The 15127-nt window shown below is 72.4% G+C and carries 17 protein-coding genes; 10 read left to right on the forward strand and 7 right to left on the reverse strand.

Features of this window, described 5'->3' with window-relative positions:
- The first annotated feature begins 369 nt into the window (after positions 1–369).
- Positions 370–810, forward strand: a complete 441-nt coding sequence (locus tag ACFUK0_RS01645) for a hypothetical protein (protein WP_380245984.1) — start codon at positions 370–372, stop codon at positions 808–810.
- Between the two features lie 43 nt (positions 811–853).
- A complete protein-coding gene (locus tag ACFUK0_RS01650; RefSeq protein ID WP_380245985.1) occupies positions 854–1618 on the forward strand; it encodes an alpha/beta fold hydrolase in 765 nt (254 codons plus the stop codon).
- Positions 1619–1651: 33 nt separating this feature from the next.
- Here the strand turns inward: ACFUK0_RS01650 and ACFUK0_RS01655 are convergent, their stop codons facing one another.
- Both ACFUK0_RS01655 and ACFUK0_RS01660 read right to left on the reverse strand, forming a co-directional pair.
- Positions 1652–1858, reverse strand: coding sequence for a DUF397 domain-containing protein (locus ACFUK0_RS01655; protein WP_380245986.1), 207 nt, complete (start codon positions 1856–1858; stop codon positions 1652–1654).
- Complete coding sequence (locus ACFUK0_RS01660; protein ID WP_380245987.1) at positions 1848–2687, reverse strand: helix-turn-helix domain-containing protein; 840 nt, start codon at positions 2685–2687, stop codon at positions 1848–1850. The genes ACFUK0_RS01655 and ACFUK0_RS01660 overlap by 11 nt, the downstream gene beginning before the upstream one ends.
- Positions 2688–3177: 490 nt before the next feature.
- Between ACFUK0_RS01660 and ACFUK0_RS01665 the strand changes: the two genes are divergently transcribed.
- A complete protein-coding gene (locus ACFUK0_RS01665; protein ID WP_380245988.1) occupies positions 3178–3378 on the forward strand; it encodes a hypothetical protein in 201 nt (66 codons plus the stop codon).
- Between the two features lie 180 nt (positions 3379–3558).
- On the opposite strand, the gene ACFUK0_RS01670 is transcribed toward ACFUK0_RS01665, so the two are convergent.
- From ACFUK0_RS01670 to ACFUK0_RS01680, 3 genes are all read right to left on the reverse strand, one after another.
- Positions 3559–3849, reverse strand: coding sequence for a hypothetical protein (locus ACFUK0_RS01670; protein WP_380245989.1), 291 nt, complete (start codon positions 3847–3849; stop codon positions 3559–3561).
- Complete coding sequence (locus ACFUK0_RS01675) at positions 3846–4343, reverse strand: hypothetical protein (RefSeq protein ID WP_380245990.1); 498 nt, start codon at positions 4341–4343, stop codon at positions 3846–3848. The genes ACFUK0_RS01670 and ACFUK0_RS01675 overlap by 4 nt, the downstream gene beginning before the upstream one ends.
- Before the next feature lie 148 nt (positions 4344–4491).
- Entirely contained in the window at positions 4492–5886 is a 1395-nt protein-coding gene (locus ACFUK0_RS01680) for a hypothetical protein (protein WP_380245991.1), read from the reverse strand.
- 291 nt (positions 5887–6177) lie between these two features.
- Here ACFUK0_RS01680 and ACFUK0_RS01685 point away from each other — a divergent pair, with 291 nt between their 5' ends.
- From ACFUK0_RS01685 to ACFUK0_RS01695, 3 genes are all read left to right on the forward strand, one after another.
- Positions 6178–6756 carry an NADAR family protein gene (locus ACFUK0_RS01685; protein WP_380245992.1) on the forward strand — a complete coding sequence of 193 codons (579 nt, stop codon included), beginning with the start codon at positions 6178–6180 and terminating at the stop codon, positions 6754–6756.
- Positions 6757–6768: 12 nt separating this feature from the next.
- Positions 6769–7947, forward strand: coding sequence for a hypothetical protein (locus tag ACFUK0_RS01690; RefSeq protein ID WP_380245993.1), 1179 nt, complete (start codon positions 6769–6771; stop codon positions 7945–7947).
- An 81-nt stretch (positions 7948–8028) separates the two neighbouring features.
- The gene (locus ACFUK0_RS01695; RefSeq protein ID WP_380245994.1) at positions 8029–9369 is read left to right on the forward strand and encodes a hypothetical protein; all 1341 of its coding nucleotides are present in this window, start codon (positions 8029–8031) and stop codon (positions 9367–9369) included.
- A gap of 118 nt (positions 9370–9487) precedes the next feature.
- On the opposite strand, the gene ACFUK0_RS01700 is transcribed toward ACFUK0_RS01695, so the two are convergent.
- Complete coding sequence (locus ACFUK0_RS01700; protein ID WP_380245995.1) at positions 9488–10870, reverse strand: glycine--tRNA ligase; 1383 nt, start codon at positions 10868–10870, stop codon at positions 9488–9490.
- A gap of 224 nt (positions 10871–11094) precedes the next feature.
- Here ACFUK0_RS01700 and ACFUK0_RS01705 point away from each other — a divergent pair, with 224 nt between their 5' ends.
- From ACFUK0_RS01705 to ACFUK0_RS01720, 4 genes are read left to right on the forward strand one after another with little or no spacing between them, the layout of a single operon-like run.
- Positions 11095–12057, forward strand: coding sequence for a metal ABC transporter solute-binding protein, Zn/Mn family (locus tag ACFUK0_RS01705; RefSeq protein ID WP_380245996.1), 963 nt, complete (start codon positions 11095–11097; stop codon positions 12055–12057).
- A 17-nt stretch (positions 12058–12074) separates the two neighbouring features.
- Positions 12075–12845, forward strand: coding sequence for a metal ABC transporter ATP-binding protein (locus tag ACFUK0_RS01710; RefSeq protein ID WP_380245997.1), 771 nt, complete (start codon positions 12075–12077; stop codon positions 12843–12845).
- Positions 12842–13777: a metal ABC transporter permease gene (locus tag ACFUK0_RS01715; protein WP_380245998.1), complete on the forward strand. Its 936-nt coding sequence runs from the start codon at positions 12842–12844 to the stop codon at positions 13775–13777. Before ACFUK0_RS01710 ends, ACFUK0_RS01715 begins: the two co-directional genes overlap by 4 nt.
- Before the next feature lie 35 nt (positions 13778–13812).
- Positions 13813–14223: a Fur family transcriptional regulator gene (locus ACFUK0_RS01720; protein ID WP_380245999.1), complete on the forward strand. Its 411-nt coding sequence runs from the start codon at positions 13813–13815 to the stop codon at positions 14221–14223.
- Positions 14224–14290: 67 nt separating this feature from the next.
- Here the strand turns inward: ACFUK0_RS01720 and ACFUK0_RS01725 are convergent, their stop codons facing one another.
- Positions 14291–15127 (reverse strand): isoprenyl transferase, encoded by an 837-nt coding sequence (locus ACFUK0_RS01725; RefSeq protein ID WP_380246000.1) that lies wholly within the window; start codon positions 15125–15127, stop codon positions 14291–14293.

A 15127-nucleotide genomic window follows, 5' to 3' on the forward strand; every position in this document is an offset into this window, starting at 1 on the left:
TGGCGGTGGGCGTGGCGGTCATGCGGGCGGCGTCCTCAGGAGATAGGCGGTCTCGGCGGGAAGTGTGCGGGACTCTTCATTGTCCCCCACCCGGCCGAGTGACCCGTCAGCTCCCGGACGAGGCGATGATCACCGACCCCGAGCCGGTGGCCACGTCGATGCTCGCGCCGAGCCGGCGTCGGCCGGCACCGGATCGATGCTGCGGTCGCCGGACCCGCAACGTGGTGGAGGACGTGCGGACCGGCCCGGCGCGCGGTGGTCTTGCCCCGCCATGAAGGAGGCTGCAGTTCCGGGGGTGGAGCTGGGTACACCACCGTCGGGTGGATCACGCTACTGACAGCGGCGCCCCGGTCCGGAAGCCTTGACGGCATGACGACATCAGCGAAGGCAGCCCCGGAGCGGCCCGGCCCCGCCCTCCTCGTCCCGGCGGGCCCGTGGTCGGTACGCGCCGCCGGCGGCCGGCGGGGGCGGGCCGCCCTGGAGGTGTACGAGCACGGCGAACTGCTGGACGTGGTGGTGCTGTCGCGGCTGTCACCGGCGCTGCTGTGCGGGGCCCGGCGCTCGGTCACCGCCGGCCGGGCCGTCGGCCTCGCCTGGGGCCGGCTCCCGGCGGACGGCCGCCCGCCCCTGGTGGAGTTCACCGGCGGACGGTTGCGGCCGCTGCGCTGCCCGGCCCGGGTGGTCACGGTGTCGGGCGCGTTCTGGACGGCCCGGGCCGAGGGCCGGTTCAGCGGGGTGGAGGCCGTCCGGGGCGGCAGTGCGGAGCGGCTGCGGCTCGGCCGCGCCCGGCCGGTGGCCGGGTCGTGGTGAAAACCGGGATGCGCGGCGCGCACCGGTTCCCTACGGTGACTCGATGATCATTTCTCATGACGTGACCGGGACAGGTCCGGCGGTCGTCCTGCTGCACTCCACCGTCTGCGACCGGCGGATGTGGGACCCGCAACTGCCCGCCCTCGCCGCCGCCGGCCACCGGGTGGTGCGCTGCGACCTGCGCGGCTTCGGCCGGACCCCGGTACCGGACGGGCCGTACAACAACGCCGAGGACGTCCTGGACCTGCTGGACCACCTCGGCGTCGGGCAGGCGGCGCTGATCGCCTCCTCCGGCGGCGGCCGGGTCGCCCTGGAGATCGCGGCCCGCCGGCCGGAGCGGCTGACCGCGCTCGCACTGCTCTGCACCGCGCTCGCGGGACACCAGCCCAGCTCCGGACTCAGCGCCTTCGGCGACCGTGAGGACGCGCTGCTCGAAGCCGGTGACGTCGCCGGGGCGACCGACCTCAACGTGGCCGCCTGGCTGGGCCCCGAGGCCGACGACGCGACCCGGGAGAAGGTACGGGAGATGCAGCGCAACGCCTTCGACGTCCAGCTCGCCGCAGTCGAGGAGTTCGCCCAGATCCGGTACGACACCGACCTCTCCGCCGTCACCGCCCGCACCCTGCTCGTCAGCGGCAGCCACGACTTCGCCGACTTCCGGCAGATCGCCGCCCACCTGTCCGACCGGCTGCCGGACGCACGCCACCTCGAACTCCCCTGGGCGGGCCACCTGCCCAACCTGGAGCGGCCCGACGCGGTGAACCCGATCCTGCTCGGCTTCCTCCGGGAGACGCTCACCGCAGGCTGAGCACCGGGCGGGCCCGTCCCCGTCCCCCGGTTGTCAGACGGCGCCGAACTCGCCGCAGGCGGTGGCGGTCACGAACGCCCGCCACGCATCGGCGGGAAAGACCAGGGCGGGCCCCTCGGGGTCCTTCGAGTCACGGACGGGCATCACGCCGGGGAAGCCGTCGGCGACCTCGATGCACTCGCCCCCCTGGCCACTCGCAGTGCTCTTGCGCCAGCCGGCACCGGACAGGTCAATGTGCATGGCTCTCAAATTCCTTCCGTACTGCGCGGATCAGCTCGAAGGACGCGGCCTGCGAGAGCGCCTCGACCTGCAATCGATCGTAGTCCCTGGCCCAGGACGCGATTGTGTCCACGTCACGCTCCAGGTAGCCCCTCTGATGGGTCTCGGTGTACCCGATCACCGTGCGGTTGCGCATGGTGAGCAGAGTCACGGGATGCGTGAACGGACGGGCCTCCCCGAGGCTGAGCGGCGCCACTTGGATGATCACATTGGGCCGGTCCGAGAGCTGCTCCAAGTGCCCGAGTTGTGCTGCCATCACGGCCGGGCCGCCGATGGGCCGCCGGATGCTCCACTCGTCGATCACCGCCTGCACGAAAGGGGGCGAGGCCGCGTCCAGCCGCTCCTGCCGCGCCCGGAGAAACCTCACTCGCTCGTCCGCCTGCTGCTGGGTGGCGGTGCCCCGCCGGACGGGCGCGGACTCGTAGGCGGTCGCGTACTCCAGGGTCTGGAGAAGGCCCGAGATGACTCCCAGCTGGAAGAACCGGATGGCGACGGCCTCGGCCTCCCTGCTCGCGTACTCCGGAAAGCCCTCGATCAGCACACTGTGCTCAAGCTGGTCGAGCATCAAGGTCAGCGTCCCGCCGGTGACAAGCGCCTCGTCGGCCGCCTCCACGAACCTGCGGCTCGGCGGGCGCGCGCCACGCTCGACGCTGGAGATGTAGGCACCCGAGTACCGGATCACGCCGCCGAGCCCGATCTGCGTCAGACCCTGTGCCTCGCGTGACCGGCGGAGCTGCACGCCCAGCGCGGCGTGGGGGGACGACGCCGGGTCGAGGTCCTTGCGATTCACGGCCGCCTCCAATTGAACCTGCCCGAAGTGGCGACTTCAGACACTTCCGATCGTAGCGGCGCACAGTCACGCTGGAGGCACAGTCAGTGACAATGCTGAGAGTCGAACATCCCTGCGGAGTGGTAGTCGTGACCGGTCGTCATGCAGACAACGAACCCCGGCCCGTGACCGAACAGCGCGCCTTCCCGCCCTGCCGATGTGCCGGTCCCCGGTGCGACGGGCGGCCCGAGGCACTGCTGACGGTCACTCCCCCGGAGCCGGCTCACCTCGGTGCCGCGCCGCCCGGCGTCCCGTACCGTCCGAGCGTCCGGGGCGAACTCGTGCTCGACGTCCGGTCCGGGCGCCTCGGGACCTTCATGGACAGGCTCGGTGGTGCCGTGTACCTGCGACCCGTGTCCGGCGGGCCGGAGTGGGACACCGGCCCCCGGTGGATCGTCCGTCCGCCCGGGGCGGACCGGGCGCCGGAGCCGGGCACGGCGGCGGGCCCGGCATGACGGCTGCCGCTCCGGACGTCAGCTGGGCCGAGGGGCGTTGCTTCGGGTGCCTGGCGATCCAGGACGTGACGCCCGTCGGCACCCTGACGGCCGGGGGTGTACCGGTGCCGCTGCGGGTCTGCGGCTGGTGCCTGGACCACCTGGAGGCGTGGCACCGCGCCGAGATGCTGCGCCCGGCGGCCGGCCCCCTTGGCTGACGGAGCCGTGGGACGCCGGAGCGGGCCCACGGGACGGCCGCCCGGGTGGCGACCGCCGGCGGGCACCCCGTCCACGTGGACCGGGCCGTCACCGGCTACCGGCTGACGGCTGACGGCTGACGGCTGACGGCTGGGAGGATGCCCGGCGTCGTGCGCCCGGCGGGAATGGCCGGACAGGCGCTAGCCCGGGGCGGCCACGGTGTTCCGGATGGTGAAGCGAAGGCCGGCCTGGCGGGCCTGCGGCCCGGCGTCGTACTCGGAGAGAGTGCCGGTCGCCCGCAGGCCCTCCGCCCGGAGCAGTTCGAGAGCCTCGAAGTCCGAGACGTTCCGCGCGGCCAGGAGAACCTCCGACACCGTGGCGACCAGGCTTCCGGACTCGTGGTGGAGCTCGAAGCAGAAGGTGGGCGGGATGAAGCTGCGCACTCCGTTGTCCGTGATCCGCACCGGCTGGTCGACCTGCTGCCCGGTCAACCCTCCGCGCTCCATCTGCCGTCGGGGCAGTGCTCGGTGGGCAGCCAGGCCTTGCGTCGGACGTCGCAGCCGCAGAGCCCGCAGACGCTCTTCTGCTGCGCGGAGCCGGTCAGCCGGTAGAGCCTGCTCTTCGGCGGGACGGCCAGGTGTTCGCAGCCCTGGCAGGCGGTCATGCGAGCCCGGTAGGCGTCCTCGGGCACCCGTCCGAACCCGGAGGCGGCCCAGCGCCCGATCGCCACGCCGGCCCGCGACAGCAGCTCGGTGGTGCGGATCTCCGGCGGGGCGGTGCGGCCGGCCTCCGGCCCGAGGAGGAGACCCAGCATCGCCGGGTCGTTCCTGCAGAGTTCGAGGTGATGGAGGTAGAGCGGATCGTCCACGATCTGGGTGAGCACCGAACTCGTCAGCAGCTGGGCCGGAATGCCCAGCTTTCTCGCGATCTCCTCCGAATCCGCTCCCTCTACTGCCGCGCCGTCCTCGACCTGTTGGACTGTCATGTTCTCAATTCCCTCAAAAGAATCCGGATAAGTGCACAACTGCCCGGCGAATCCTGCTTCCGCCGCGAGCGCTCGGCCGCTCCACCTGACTGCCGCCGAGCGCCCTGCCTCAGCGGGGCCCGCGCCCCGGGCGGAGGGGAGTCACCGGCTATCCGGCACACGCCGGCTTTCCGCTGAAGGAGACCGCCGCGTGGTAGGTCGCGACCCGGCACGCCCCGGCGGGGTGCCCGCATCCCGCGGAACCGCCGGGGGCCGTCGGGCTGTTCGGCACGCCGAAGAAGGCGGCCATCTGTGCGATGCCCGGGTCGACCATGGTGAAGTACGACTCGCCGAACCACACCTTGCGCATGATGTTGCGCACCCCTCGGTAGTCCGCCTGCCCTTCACAGGACATCCCGCTGGGGAAGGTGGGCACGCCCCCGTAGTGGTGGGCCAGTTCGTGCGCGAGCACGACGGAGATGCCCTCCAGCTCCAGGTCCGCGTCACGGACGAGACCCCCCTTGAGGTCGACGCGCCGGATCCCGTTCTCGACCCAGGCGTAGGCGTTGACCTCGTCGCTCGCCCAGTCCAACGAGTAGGTGACATCGGGGTAGAAGGGCTTGTGCTGGGCGATCAGCGCCTCGACCCACTCGCGCGACATGGGGTCGTTGAAGCCCCGCTTGGGCGAGGCCCTCTTCGCCTCCGCCACGTCCGGCGGGAGGAAGCTGCAGGCGTCCTCCGGGATCCTGATCTTCGTCGCCTCCGCGGGGATGAAGGTGTTGCCGGTCTCCTGGTCGGCGACGTTGTTGTTGCTGATCCTGATCGGCGAGTCACCGGCGAAGCCGGCGGGCAGCTCGGGAGCCTGGATGCTGGCCTCGCCGAACCGCTCGATGTACGCGGGGGATCCGACCACCGGCAGGTCCTGGTGGGCCGCGACGTTGAAGCCGGCCACATCCGTGCTGCGGGCCGTGATCTGCACCACGTAGTCGGCGCTGACGACGCCGTTGGTGTTCAGCAGGTGGCCGTCGAGGTCCGGGCCGACCGGGCCGCGGGAGGAGGCGGCGACGTGGTGGAAGCCGGCCAGGTAGTCGCCGATGTGGACGCCCTTGATCTCGACGGGCTCACCGGCCGGGGAGACGAGGCGGTCCTCGACGTTCAGCCGGTCGGCCCGCCTGAGGAGCTTGTCGGGCCCCGCCAGGAGGAACAGGTGGTCGCTGGTGACGGCGATCGCGGTGTCGTCGTAGCGCACCAGCACCGTGTACTTCTGTCGCGAGGCGCCCGTGGTGCCACCGCTGAAGACGACGCGCTGGGGCGCCCAGTTCAGCCCCGTCCCGGCGGCCAGCACCTCGTCGCCCACAAGATAGGTCTCGATCGCCTTGAACGAGCCGCTCCCCTCCTGCACCAGCGTGCCGAAGGCGAGACAGGAACAGGAGCAGTTGCAGATCCCGTTCTCGTCCCGGGTGATGACCGGGTGGTTGACGGCCCAGCCCTCCGACTTGCAGACCTCGTTGATCTCCTCGTCGGCACCGCTGCAATGGGCGGAACTGCATTGACGAAGGGTCATTTCTCTCCATCTGATCGTAGACGAACAGGTCACCCCTGGCCATCCTCAACGCCAGGGGTGAGGTGCTGTCAAGCTAAGGCCCGCGCAGGCCCATTGCCACTCGCCACGGCGCGATTCACCCGCCTGCACTAGATCGCACCCAAATGATCTTCCAGTCAACGAAGTTGCGCGGGAACGGACCCGGACACGGGCGCCGGCGAACCCGCCGGGGACACGCCGGGACAGGTGCACGAGGTACCGCCCGCGCCAAACCGTTGGAAGAGTGTCAGTGCCCGGTGGGATCATCGCGCCATGACGACGACCACGCCCAGCACGCCCGCCGAGACCCGCACCCGCGAGGAGCTCACCACTCTGGTGGCGTCCGGCGCCCGGCCGAAGTACCTGCTGTTCTGGGGTCACCGGCCGCAGCCGGGCGGGCAGATCGGGCCGGGGGCGCTCAGCCAGTGGTGGCCGTCGCCGTTCGTCGTCGACGGCGAGACGTACCCGACGGCGGAGCACTGGATGATGGCGGGCAAGGCACGGATCTTCGGGGACGAGCAGATCGTGCCGCGCATCCTGAAGGCCCGCACGCCGGCCGAGGCGAAGTCGCTGGGCCGGCAGGTGAAGAACTTCGAGGAGAAGCGCTGGGTGGCGGGCCGGTTCGAGCTGGTGGTGGCGGGCAGCGTCGCCAAGTTCGGGCAGGACCAGGCGCTGCGGGCGTACCTGCTGGGCACCTCGCAACGGGTACTGGTGGAGGCCAGCCCGCTGGACCGGATCTGGGGCATCGGGCTCGCGGCCGACGACGAGAACGCCGTGAAGCCGTCCCAGTGGCGGGGGTTGAACCTGCTCGGCTTCGCGCTGATGGAGGCCCGCGCCCGGCTGGCGTACTGAGGCGGGCGGGCCTTGTCCCGTACCGCCCTGCTCCTGGACGCCACCGTGGTGGTGTCGGCCAGCGCCGCCCTGGTCGTTGCGCCGGGAGTGCTGCGCCGGCCCGTGCCGCCGTCGGCCCCCGCGCGCCGCAGGTGGTTCGGCGGTCCGGCGGCGGCACTGGCGGCCGTGGTCGCGCTGATCTACCTGAACCAGGTGCTGTTCGGCGTGTACGTGCTCCGGGTGCACGGCGGCGACACCTCGTTCGTCGCGCGGTACCTGCCGCCGGGCTGGTTCGCGGTGGCGGACGGAAACGCGCCCGTCCGCTGGCTGGCCGCGCACGTGCCCGCTCCCGGGCTGCTGGCGCCGACCGTGCTGCGCGTCCAGGCGTTCCTCGAACTGCCCTTCGTGCTCCTGGCGTTCGCGACGGTGCTGCGCCGGCTGGACGGCGGCCGGTACCTGCGGGTGGTGCGCTCCCCGCTGCTGCTGCTCGCCGCGGCCTCGTACACGGTGGCGTTCTGCGTGGTCGAGTGGGATCTGCACAACCCCTACACGGTCGACGACATCCTGCTCAGGCTGCTGTCCGCGGTGGCCGCCCCGCTGCTGGTCCGGGCCGTGGCGGCGCGGGAGCGGGCCCAGGAACGGCCGGTGTCGGTACCGGGCCTGCTGCTGTCCGGCGTCTCGTTGTGGGCCGTCGGGTATCTCGTGCTGGTCGTCTACGACACCGCGCTGCTCTACAACCTGGCCCGGCTCGGCGACCGGCTGCCGGGCGCGGCTGCGGCACTGGCCGTGCTGGCCGCCGCCGAGTACGGCGCCGCGGTGGCCGAACGGCGGGCACCGGCCGCCGGTCCCGCCGTGGCGACGGTCGCCGACGTGCTGGGCCGGGCGCTGGTGCTGTTCTTCGTACCCGCGCTGGCGATCCGGTACGGCGCCTCGTTCGGCACCCCGGCCCTGGCGGCGGCCGCCGCGGCCCTCGTACTCCTGTGGTCGGCGGCCGCGCTGACGCACGGGCGCGTCGTCACGGCGGCAGGCCTGGCCGGGGCCGCGGTTGCCTGGGCGGCCGTCCGCCTCACCGCCGACGCGTACTACGAGGCCGCCCTGCTCCGGGGTGCGACGGCCTTCCTGCTGACGGTCGTCGGGGTCTGCGCACTCGCCGACCGACACGTCCGCACCGCCCCCGAACCGCTGCGAAAACGAGCCGACTCACCGCCGTAACACGCCCGCCGTATCGCCCCGCGAGGATGACCCGCAGTCAGAGCCGGTCTCTCGGGGCCCGGCTCCGAAGGTCGGGGCGCGGTGGAGGGATCGGACGGCGCGATGACGGTGCACCAGGAGAGCAGGATCCGCCCGTCGGCGGAGCAGGACGCCCAGGCACTGCGCGCGGAACTCGACGAACTGCTGCGCGCCAGGCAGTACGCGACGCAGCGCGAACGCCACCTCGCCGAGGCCGTGCAGGCGGCGGCCCAGCCGGACCGCGACCACGGGTACGCCCACCCGCAGCAGCGGCCGGACCCGGACCTGCTGCGGCAGCTCGACCATGCGCGACACCTGCGCGAGGGGCTCGGCGCACGCTGCCTGGAGCTGAGCGAGCGCCTGCTCGGCGTCGAGGACCACCTGCGCCGGCGCATCCCTGAGCCCGCACCTGCCCCCGCCCCCGTGACCGCGCCGGCTCCCGTACCGGAACCCCGGCGCAAGCGCCCCACGGGGGCGCGCTTCGGCGGCGTGTACGAGCAGGAACCGGCCGCTCCCGCACCCGTTCCGGTAACGGCTCCGGCCGCGCCGCGAGCGACCGGAGCCCGCTTCGGCGGTGTGCACACCGGGGCGCCCGAAGCCGCACCGCAACCGCCGGTGGCTGCCGCCGCCCCGGCCCCCGCTGCCGCCCCGCAGCCCCGCACGCAAGCCGAACTCACCGCCCTCGCCACCCGGATCGGCGGACTGCACCGGCGCGGCTCCACGCACGAGTCGGCCGCCCTGGTCGCCCAGGCCGCGGTGACGCTGACCCCGGCCGACGTCTCCCGGCTCGCCGCGCTGCTGCGCTCGGGCGGCCCGGCGGGTGCGGCCGCGTACCTGGCCCGCGCCGTCGCGCACGGCACGCCCGGCCACGCGGCCGGCACCCTCGCCGAACTGCGCCGGGCCGGTCTGAGCGGCGAGGCGACGGAGCTGTTCCACGCCCTGTGGGGCTATCCGGCCGCCACGCTGCCCGAGTTGCTGGCCGCCCTGGAGCACACCGGCCAGGGCGCCGACGGGCAGACCCTGCTCTGGGAGTGGGGCTCGGCGCCGCCGGCCGAACTGGCGGCGCTGGCCGCGCTGCTGGCCGCGGCCGACCGCCCGGCCGACACCCGGACACTGCTGCGCCAGGCGGCCGCGATGCCCGTCCCGCAGGTGGCCGAACTGGCCGCGACCCTGGACGGGCAACTGGCCGCCGTGCTGCTGCGCGAGCTGGTGGCGCTGCGCCCGCCCACCGACCTGGCGCTGGTCGCCGGGGGCCTCACCGGCGACCCCGGCCGGTACGCCGCGCTGCTGGACGCCGTCGCCGAGTCCGGCGAGGGGCGGCAGCGCGCCGCCGCGGCCGCACTGCGCTCGGCGGGCCTGCCGACGGCCGCCGAGCCTCCCCGGGGCCGACGCGGCCGGCGCTGAGCCGAGCCGGACCCTGCCGACCCGAGCCGGGCGGAGCCGGTCAGCCGGTGGGCCGGCCACAACGCGAAGGCCCCCGCGCACCGGAGCGGTGCACGGGGGCCTCGGGAGTGCCGTGGTGTCAGCAGCCGATCAGACGGGCCGCCAGGTACGTCTTCACCTGGTCGAGGGAGACGCGCTCCTGCGCCATGGTGTCGCGGTCACGGATGGTGACGGCGTTGTCCTCAAGGGTGTCGAAGTCGACGGTGACGCAGAACGGCGTGCCGATCTCGTCCTGGCGACGGTAGCGCTTGCCGATCGCACCGGCGTCGTCGAACTCGACGTTCCACGCGGTGCGCAGGTCGGCGGCGAGGCCGCGGGCCTTCGGCGAGAGGTCGGCGTTGCGCGAGAGCGGCAGCACGGCGACCTTGACCGGCGCGAGGCGCGGGTCGAGGCGCATGCCGACGCGCTTCTCCATGACGCCCTTGGCGTTGGGCGCCTCGTCCTCGAAGTACGCGTCGAGCAGGAAGGCCAGCATGGCGCGGTTGAGGCCCGCTGCCGGCTCGATGACGTACGGGAAGTAGCGCTCGCCGGACTCCTGGTCGAAGTACTTGAGGTCCTGGCCGGAGTGCTCGCTGTGCACGCGCAGGTCGTAGTCCGTGCGGTTGGCGATGCCCTCCAGCTCGGAGAACTCGGAGCCGCCGAAGTTGAAGCGGTACTCGATGTCGACCGTGCGCTTGGCGTAGTGCGAGAGCTTCTCCTTCGGGTGGTCGAAGAAGCGCATGTTCTCGGTGCGCAGGCCGAGGCCGACGTACCAGTCCCAGCGCTGCTGGAGCCAGTACTCGTGCCACTTCTCGTCCTCGTCCGGCTTGACGAAGAACTCCATCTCCATCTGCTCGAACTCGCGGGTGCGGAAGATGAAGTTGCCGGGCGTGATCTCGTTGCGGAAGCTCTTGCCGGTCTGGGCGATGCCGAACGGGGGCTTCTTGCGCGAGGTCTGCTGGACGGCCTTGAAGTTGGTGAAGATGCCCTGCGCGGTCTCCGGGCGCAGGTAGGCCAGGCCGCCGGCCTCCTCGGTGACACCGAGGTGGGTCTTCAGCATGCCCGAGAACTCCTTGGGCTCGGTGAAGGAGCCCTTGTTCCCGCAGTTGGGGCAGTTGAGGTCGGCGAGGCCGTTGGCCGGCAGCTTGCCGTGCTTGGCCTCGTACGCCTCCTCCAGGTGGTCCGCGCGGAACCGCTTGTGGCAGGAGAGGCACTCGGTCAGCGGGTCGTTGAACGTGGCGACGTGGCCGGAGGCCTCCCAGACCTCGCGGGCCAGGATCACCGACGAGTCGAGCCCGACGACGTCCTCCCGCGCGGTGACCATCGAACGCCACCACTGGCGCTTGATGTTCTCCTTGAGCTCGACACCCAGTGGCCCGTAGTCCCAGGCGGCGCGCTGGCCACCGTAGATCTCGCTGCAGGGGTAGACGAAGCCACGGCGCTTGCTCAGGCTGACGATCGTGTCGATCTTGTCGGCGGCCACAGTGCTCTCTTCATAACGACGGCACGGTCAGGGCACGGCTGGTTGCTCGTACCCGAATACCTCAGGTTACCGGCCATACGGGTACCGGGTTCAAATCGGTATCGGCCACGAGGTGCCGGGCCGGCGACGGCCGGATGGCCGCGCAGGGCACTCGCACGCCCGTACGACATTCATCCGATCGGGTGAGTTGACAATCATTTCCACATAAGATGAGAATGGTTGTCATGACGATGACCCGCCGCCTTCCCCGCGCCATAGCCCTGACCGCCACGGCCGTGATCGGCGCGCTCGCGCTCTCCGCCTGCGGCGGGAACAGCAGCGCCGAGGGATCGGACGGCAAGCTGCACGTCGTCGCGTCCTTCTACCCGATGGAGTACCTCGCCGGGCAGATAGGCGGCGACCACGTCAGCGTCACCGACCTGACCGCCGCCGGCGTCGAGCCGCACGACCTGGAGCTCACCGCCAAGCAGGTCGCCGCCGTCCAGAAGGCCGACGCGCTGCTCTACCTCAAGGGCCTGCAGCCCACCGTCGACCAGGCCGTCGAGCAGTCCCACGCCAAGCACGTCATCGACGCCACCGCCGCGAGCCCGCTGGTCGACCACCACCTCGACGAGGGCACCGAGGAGGCCGGCCACGACCACCCCGCGACCGCCGGCGACCCGCACATCTGGCTGGACCCGACCCGCTACGCGGCGGTCGCCCGGAGCGTGGGCGCCGAGTTCGCCAAGGCGGACCCGGCCCACGCCGCCGACTACACCAGGAACACCGACGACCTGGTGAAGCGGCTCACCGGCCTGGACCAGGAGTTCCGGGACGGTCTGCGCGACACCACCACGAAGACCTTCGTCACCAGCCACGCCGCCTTCGGCTACCTCGCCGACCACTACGGCCTGACCCAGGTCGCCATCAACGGCGTGGACCCGGAGGCCGAGCCCACCCCGGCCCGCCTCTCCGAGGTGCAGAAGGCCGCCCGGGAGAACGGCGTCACCACGATCTTCTTCGAGTCGCTGGTCAGCCCCAAGCTGGCCGAGACCGTCGCCAAGGACCTCGGCCTGAAGACCGCCGTCCTCGACCCGATCGAGGGCATCAAGCCGGAGTCGGCCGGCGGCACCGCCGGGGCCGACTACCTGACGGTGATGAAGCAGAACCTCACCAACCTGCGGGCCGCACTCGGCGCCACCAGCTGACGGGACGAGACAGCACCATGCCCCACACCCCCGCGGCCGTCTGCCTCTGCGACGCCGTCGCCTCGCTCGGCGGCCGGCCCGTCCTGCGCGGCGTCGACCTCCTGGTGCAGCCCGGCGAGGTGGTCGCCCTGCTCGGCGCCAACGGCTCCGGCAAGTCCACCACCGTCAAGACCGTGATCGGCGCCGTCCCGCTGGAGCGCGGCGGCCTCGAACTGTTCGGCACGCCGTTCGCGAAGTTCAGGGACTGGCACCGGATCGGCTACGTCCCGCAGCGCACCACCGCCGCCGGCGGCGTGCCCGCGACGGTGCGCGAGGTGGTCTCCACCGGGCGCCTGCCGCAGCACCGGCTGCTGCCGTTCCGCCGCCGGGACCGCGAGGCGGTCGACCGCGCGCTGGCCGCCGTCGGCATGCTGGACCGCGCCCAGGACGGCGTCGCCGACCTCTCCGGGGGCCAGCAGCAGCGGGTGCTGATCGCCCGCGCGCTGGTCGGCTCGCCGGACTTGCTGATCATGGACGAACCGATGGCCGGCGTGGACGCCGCCAGCCAGCAGGTGCTGGCCGACACCCTGCGCAGCGAGGTCGCCCGGGGCACCGCCGTGCTGCTCGTGCTGCACGAACTCGGGCCGCTGGAGCCGCTGATCGACCGCGTCGTGCTGCTGCGCGACGGCTGCGTCGCCCACGACGGCCCGCCCGTGCCGAACACCGGCCTGCACGCGCTGCCCGGCCACGACCACGTCCACCCGCACGCGGACGACGACCGTCTGACGACCCCGAGGCTGCTGGCATGACCGAGATGCTCTCCTACGACTTCATGCAGCGGGCGCTGCTCGCCGCCGTCCTGGTCGGCGTCACGGCGCCCGCCGTCGGCATCTACCTGGTGCAGCGGCGCCAGGCGCTGATGGGCGACGGCATGGGGCACGTCGCGATGACGGGCGTCGGCCTCGGCTTCCTCTTCCAGACCAGCCCGGTCTGGATGGCCGTCCTGGTCTGCGTGCTGGGCGCCGTCGCCATGGAGCTGGTCCGCTCGCGCGGCAACCAGCGCGGCGACATCGCCCTCGCGATGCTCTTCTACGGCGGCATGGCCTGCGGGAAGCTGCTCGTCTCGCTCTCCGCCCAGGCCGGCTCCGGCAGCCTGGAGAGCTACCTGTGGGGCTCCATCCTGACCGTCGCCCCCGCCGACCTCGCCACCATCGCCGCGCTCGGCGCCGTCGTGGTCGCCGTCACCGTGGGGCTGCGCCGCCAGCTCTTCGCGATCTGCCAGGACGAGGAGTTCGCGAAGGTCACCGGTCTGCCCGTGCGCTTCCTCAACCTGCTGCTCGCGGTGATGGCCGCGGTCACCGTCACCGTCGCCATGCGGGTGGTCGGCCTGCTGCTGGTCAGCGCCCTGATGGTGGTGCCGGTGGTCGCCGCCCAGCAGCTCACCCGCTCGTTCGCCGCCACCCAGGCCGCCGCGATCGCCCTCGGCGTGGTCGTCTCGCTGGCCGGCGTGACCGGCTCCTACCAGCTGGACGTGCCCTCCGGCCCGGCCATCGTGCTGCTGGCCATCGCCGTTTTCGCCCTGTTCAGCCTGCTCGCGGCCCCGCTCGCCCGGCGCAGGCACCGGGCCCGGCCGGACCACGGCCCGGAGGTCTGCGACGTCCGACTGCCCGGACAGGGCGTGCTCACGCCGAATACTGCCGTCCCGGGCGGCCCGGAGGCCGGGGCGGGCCTGGCACAATGAGCTGCGAGATGCCCCCACCCCCAGGAGGACCCACGGTGACCACCGCAGGCCCGACGCCGCGCGCCCGATCGACCCGGCAGCGAGCCGCCGTCTCGGCGGCCCTGGACGAGATCGAGGACTTCCGCAGCGCGCAGGAGCTGCACGACATGCTCAAGCACCGGGGTGACTCGGTCGGCCTGACCACCGTCTACCGCACCCTGCAGTCGCTCGCCGACGCCGGCGAGGTCGACGTGCTGCGCACCTCCGACGGCGAGGCCGTCTACCGCCGCTGCAGCAGCGGGCACCACCACCACCTGGTCTGCCGTCACTGCGGTGCCACCGTCGAGGTCGAGGGCCCCGCCGTCGAGCGCTGGGCCAACGCGGTCGCCGCCGAACACGGCTTCAGCGACATCGCGCACACCCTGGAGATCTTCGGCACCTGCGCGGAGTGCGCCAAGAAGTCCTGAGCCGGAACGCGCAGGGGCCCGTGGGAGTCACCTCCCACGGGCCCTCACGCGTTCCCCGGCCGGCCGGTCAGCGCTGCGGCGGCACCTCGGCGCCGGCCACCTCGTTGGGCAGCGCGCCGCCGAAGCGGCGGTCGCGGCGGGCGTACTGCTCGCAGGCGCGCCAGAGGTCCCGGCGGTCGAAGTCGGGCCAGAGCACGTCCTGGAACACGAACTCGGCGTACGCGGACTGCCAGAGCAGGAAGTTGGAGGTCCGCTGCTCGCCGCTCGGACGCAGGAAGAGGTCCACGTCCGGCATGTCCGGGTGGTACATGTACTTGGCGACGGTCTTCTCGTTGACCTTCTTCGGGTCGAGCTTGCCGGCCGCGACGTCGGCGGCGATGGCCGCGGCCGCGTCCGCGACCTCGGCCCGGCCGCCGTAGTTGACGCACATGTAGAGGGTGACGGCGTCGTTGTCCTTGGTCTGCTCCTCGGCGACCTGGAGCTCCTGGACGACGCTCTTCCAGAGCTTGGGCATCCGGCCGGCCCAGCGGACCCGTACGCCCATCGCGTCCATCTCGTCGCGGCGGCGGTGGATGACGTCCCGGTTGAAGTTCATCAGGAACTTCACCTCCTCGGGGGACCTCTTCCAGTTCTCGGTGGAGAAGGCGTACAGCGAGATGTTCTTCACGCCCAGCTCGATGGCGCCCTTGAGCACGTCGAGGACGACGCTCTCGCCCACCTTGTGGCCCTCGGTGCGGGGCAGCCCGCGTTCCTTGGCCCAGCGGCCGTTGCCGTCCATCACGATGGCGACGTGCTCGGGGACCAGCTCACCCGGGATCTTCGGCGGCTGTGCGCCACTGGGGTGCGGGGTCGGGGGGAGGTACTCCCTCTGCTTGCTGCCGCCGAAGAGCCGTCGCGCTGCCAT

Source organism: Kitasatospora sp. NPDC057223, from assembly GCF_042669755.1.
Lineage (GTDB): Bacteria > Actinomycetota > Actinomycetes > Streptomycetales > Streptomycetaceae > Kitasatospora.

Bases quoted from the DNA above. Each gene is read 5' to 3' on its own strand.
- ACFUK0_RS01650 (WP_380245985.1), top strand. From the start codon at position 854: ATGATCATTTCTCATGACGTGACCGGGACAGGTCCGGCGGTCGTCCTG.
- ACFUK0_RS01685 (WP_380245992.1), top strand. From the start codon at position 6,178: ATGACGACGACCACGCCCAGCACGCCCGCCGAGACCCGCACCCGCGAG.
- ACFUK0_RS01665 (WP_380245988.1), top strand. From the start codon at position 3,178: ATGACGGCTGCCGCTCCGGACGTCAGCTGGGCCGAGGGGCGTTGCTTC.
- ACFUK0_RS01705 (WP_380245996.1), top strand. From the start codon at position 11,095: ATGACGATGACCCGCCGCCTTCCCCGCGCCATAGCCCTGACCGCCACG.
- ACFUK0_RS01710 (WP_380245997.1), top strand. From the start codon at position 12,075: ATGCCCCACACCCCCGCGGCCGTCTGCCTCTGCGACGCCGTCGCCTCG.
- ACFUK0_RS01655 (WP_380245986.1), bottom strand. From the start codon at position 1,858: ATGCACATTGACCTGTCCGGTGCCGGCTGGCGCAAGAGCACTGCGAGT.
- ACFUK0_RS01675 (WP_380245990.1), bottom strand. From the start codon at position 4,343: ATGACAGTCCAACAGGTCGAGGACGGCGCGGCAGTAGAGGGAGCGGAT.
- ACFUK0_RS01715 (WP_380245998.1), top strand. From the start codon at position 12,842: ATGACCGAGATGCTCTCCTACGACTTCATGCAGCGGGCGCTGCTCGCC.
- ACFUK0_RS01645 (WP_380245984.1), top strand. From the start codon at position 370: ATGACGACATCAGCGAAGGCAGCCCCGGAGCGGCCCGGCCCCGCCCTC.
- ACFUK0_RS01725 (WP_380246000.1), bottom strand. From the start codon at position 15,127: ATGGCAGCGCGACGGCTCTTCGGCGGCAGCAAGCAGAGGGAGTACCTC.
- ACFUK0_RS01680 (WP_380245991.1), bottom strand. From the start codon at position 5,886: ATGACCCTTCGTCAATGCAGTTCCGCCCATTGCAGCGGTGCCGACGAG.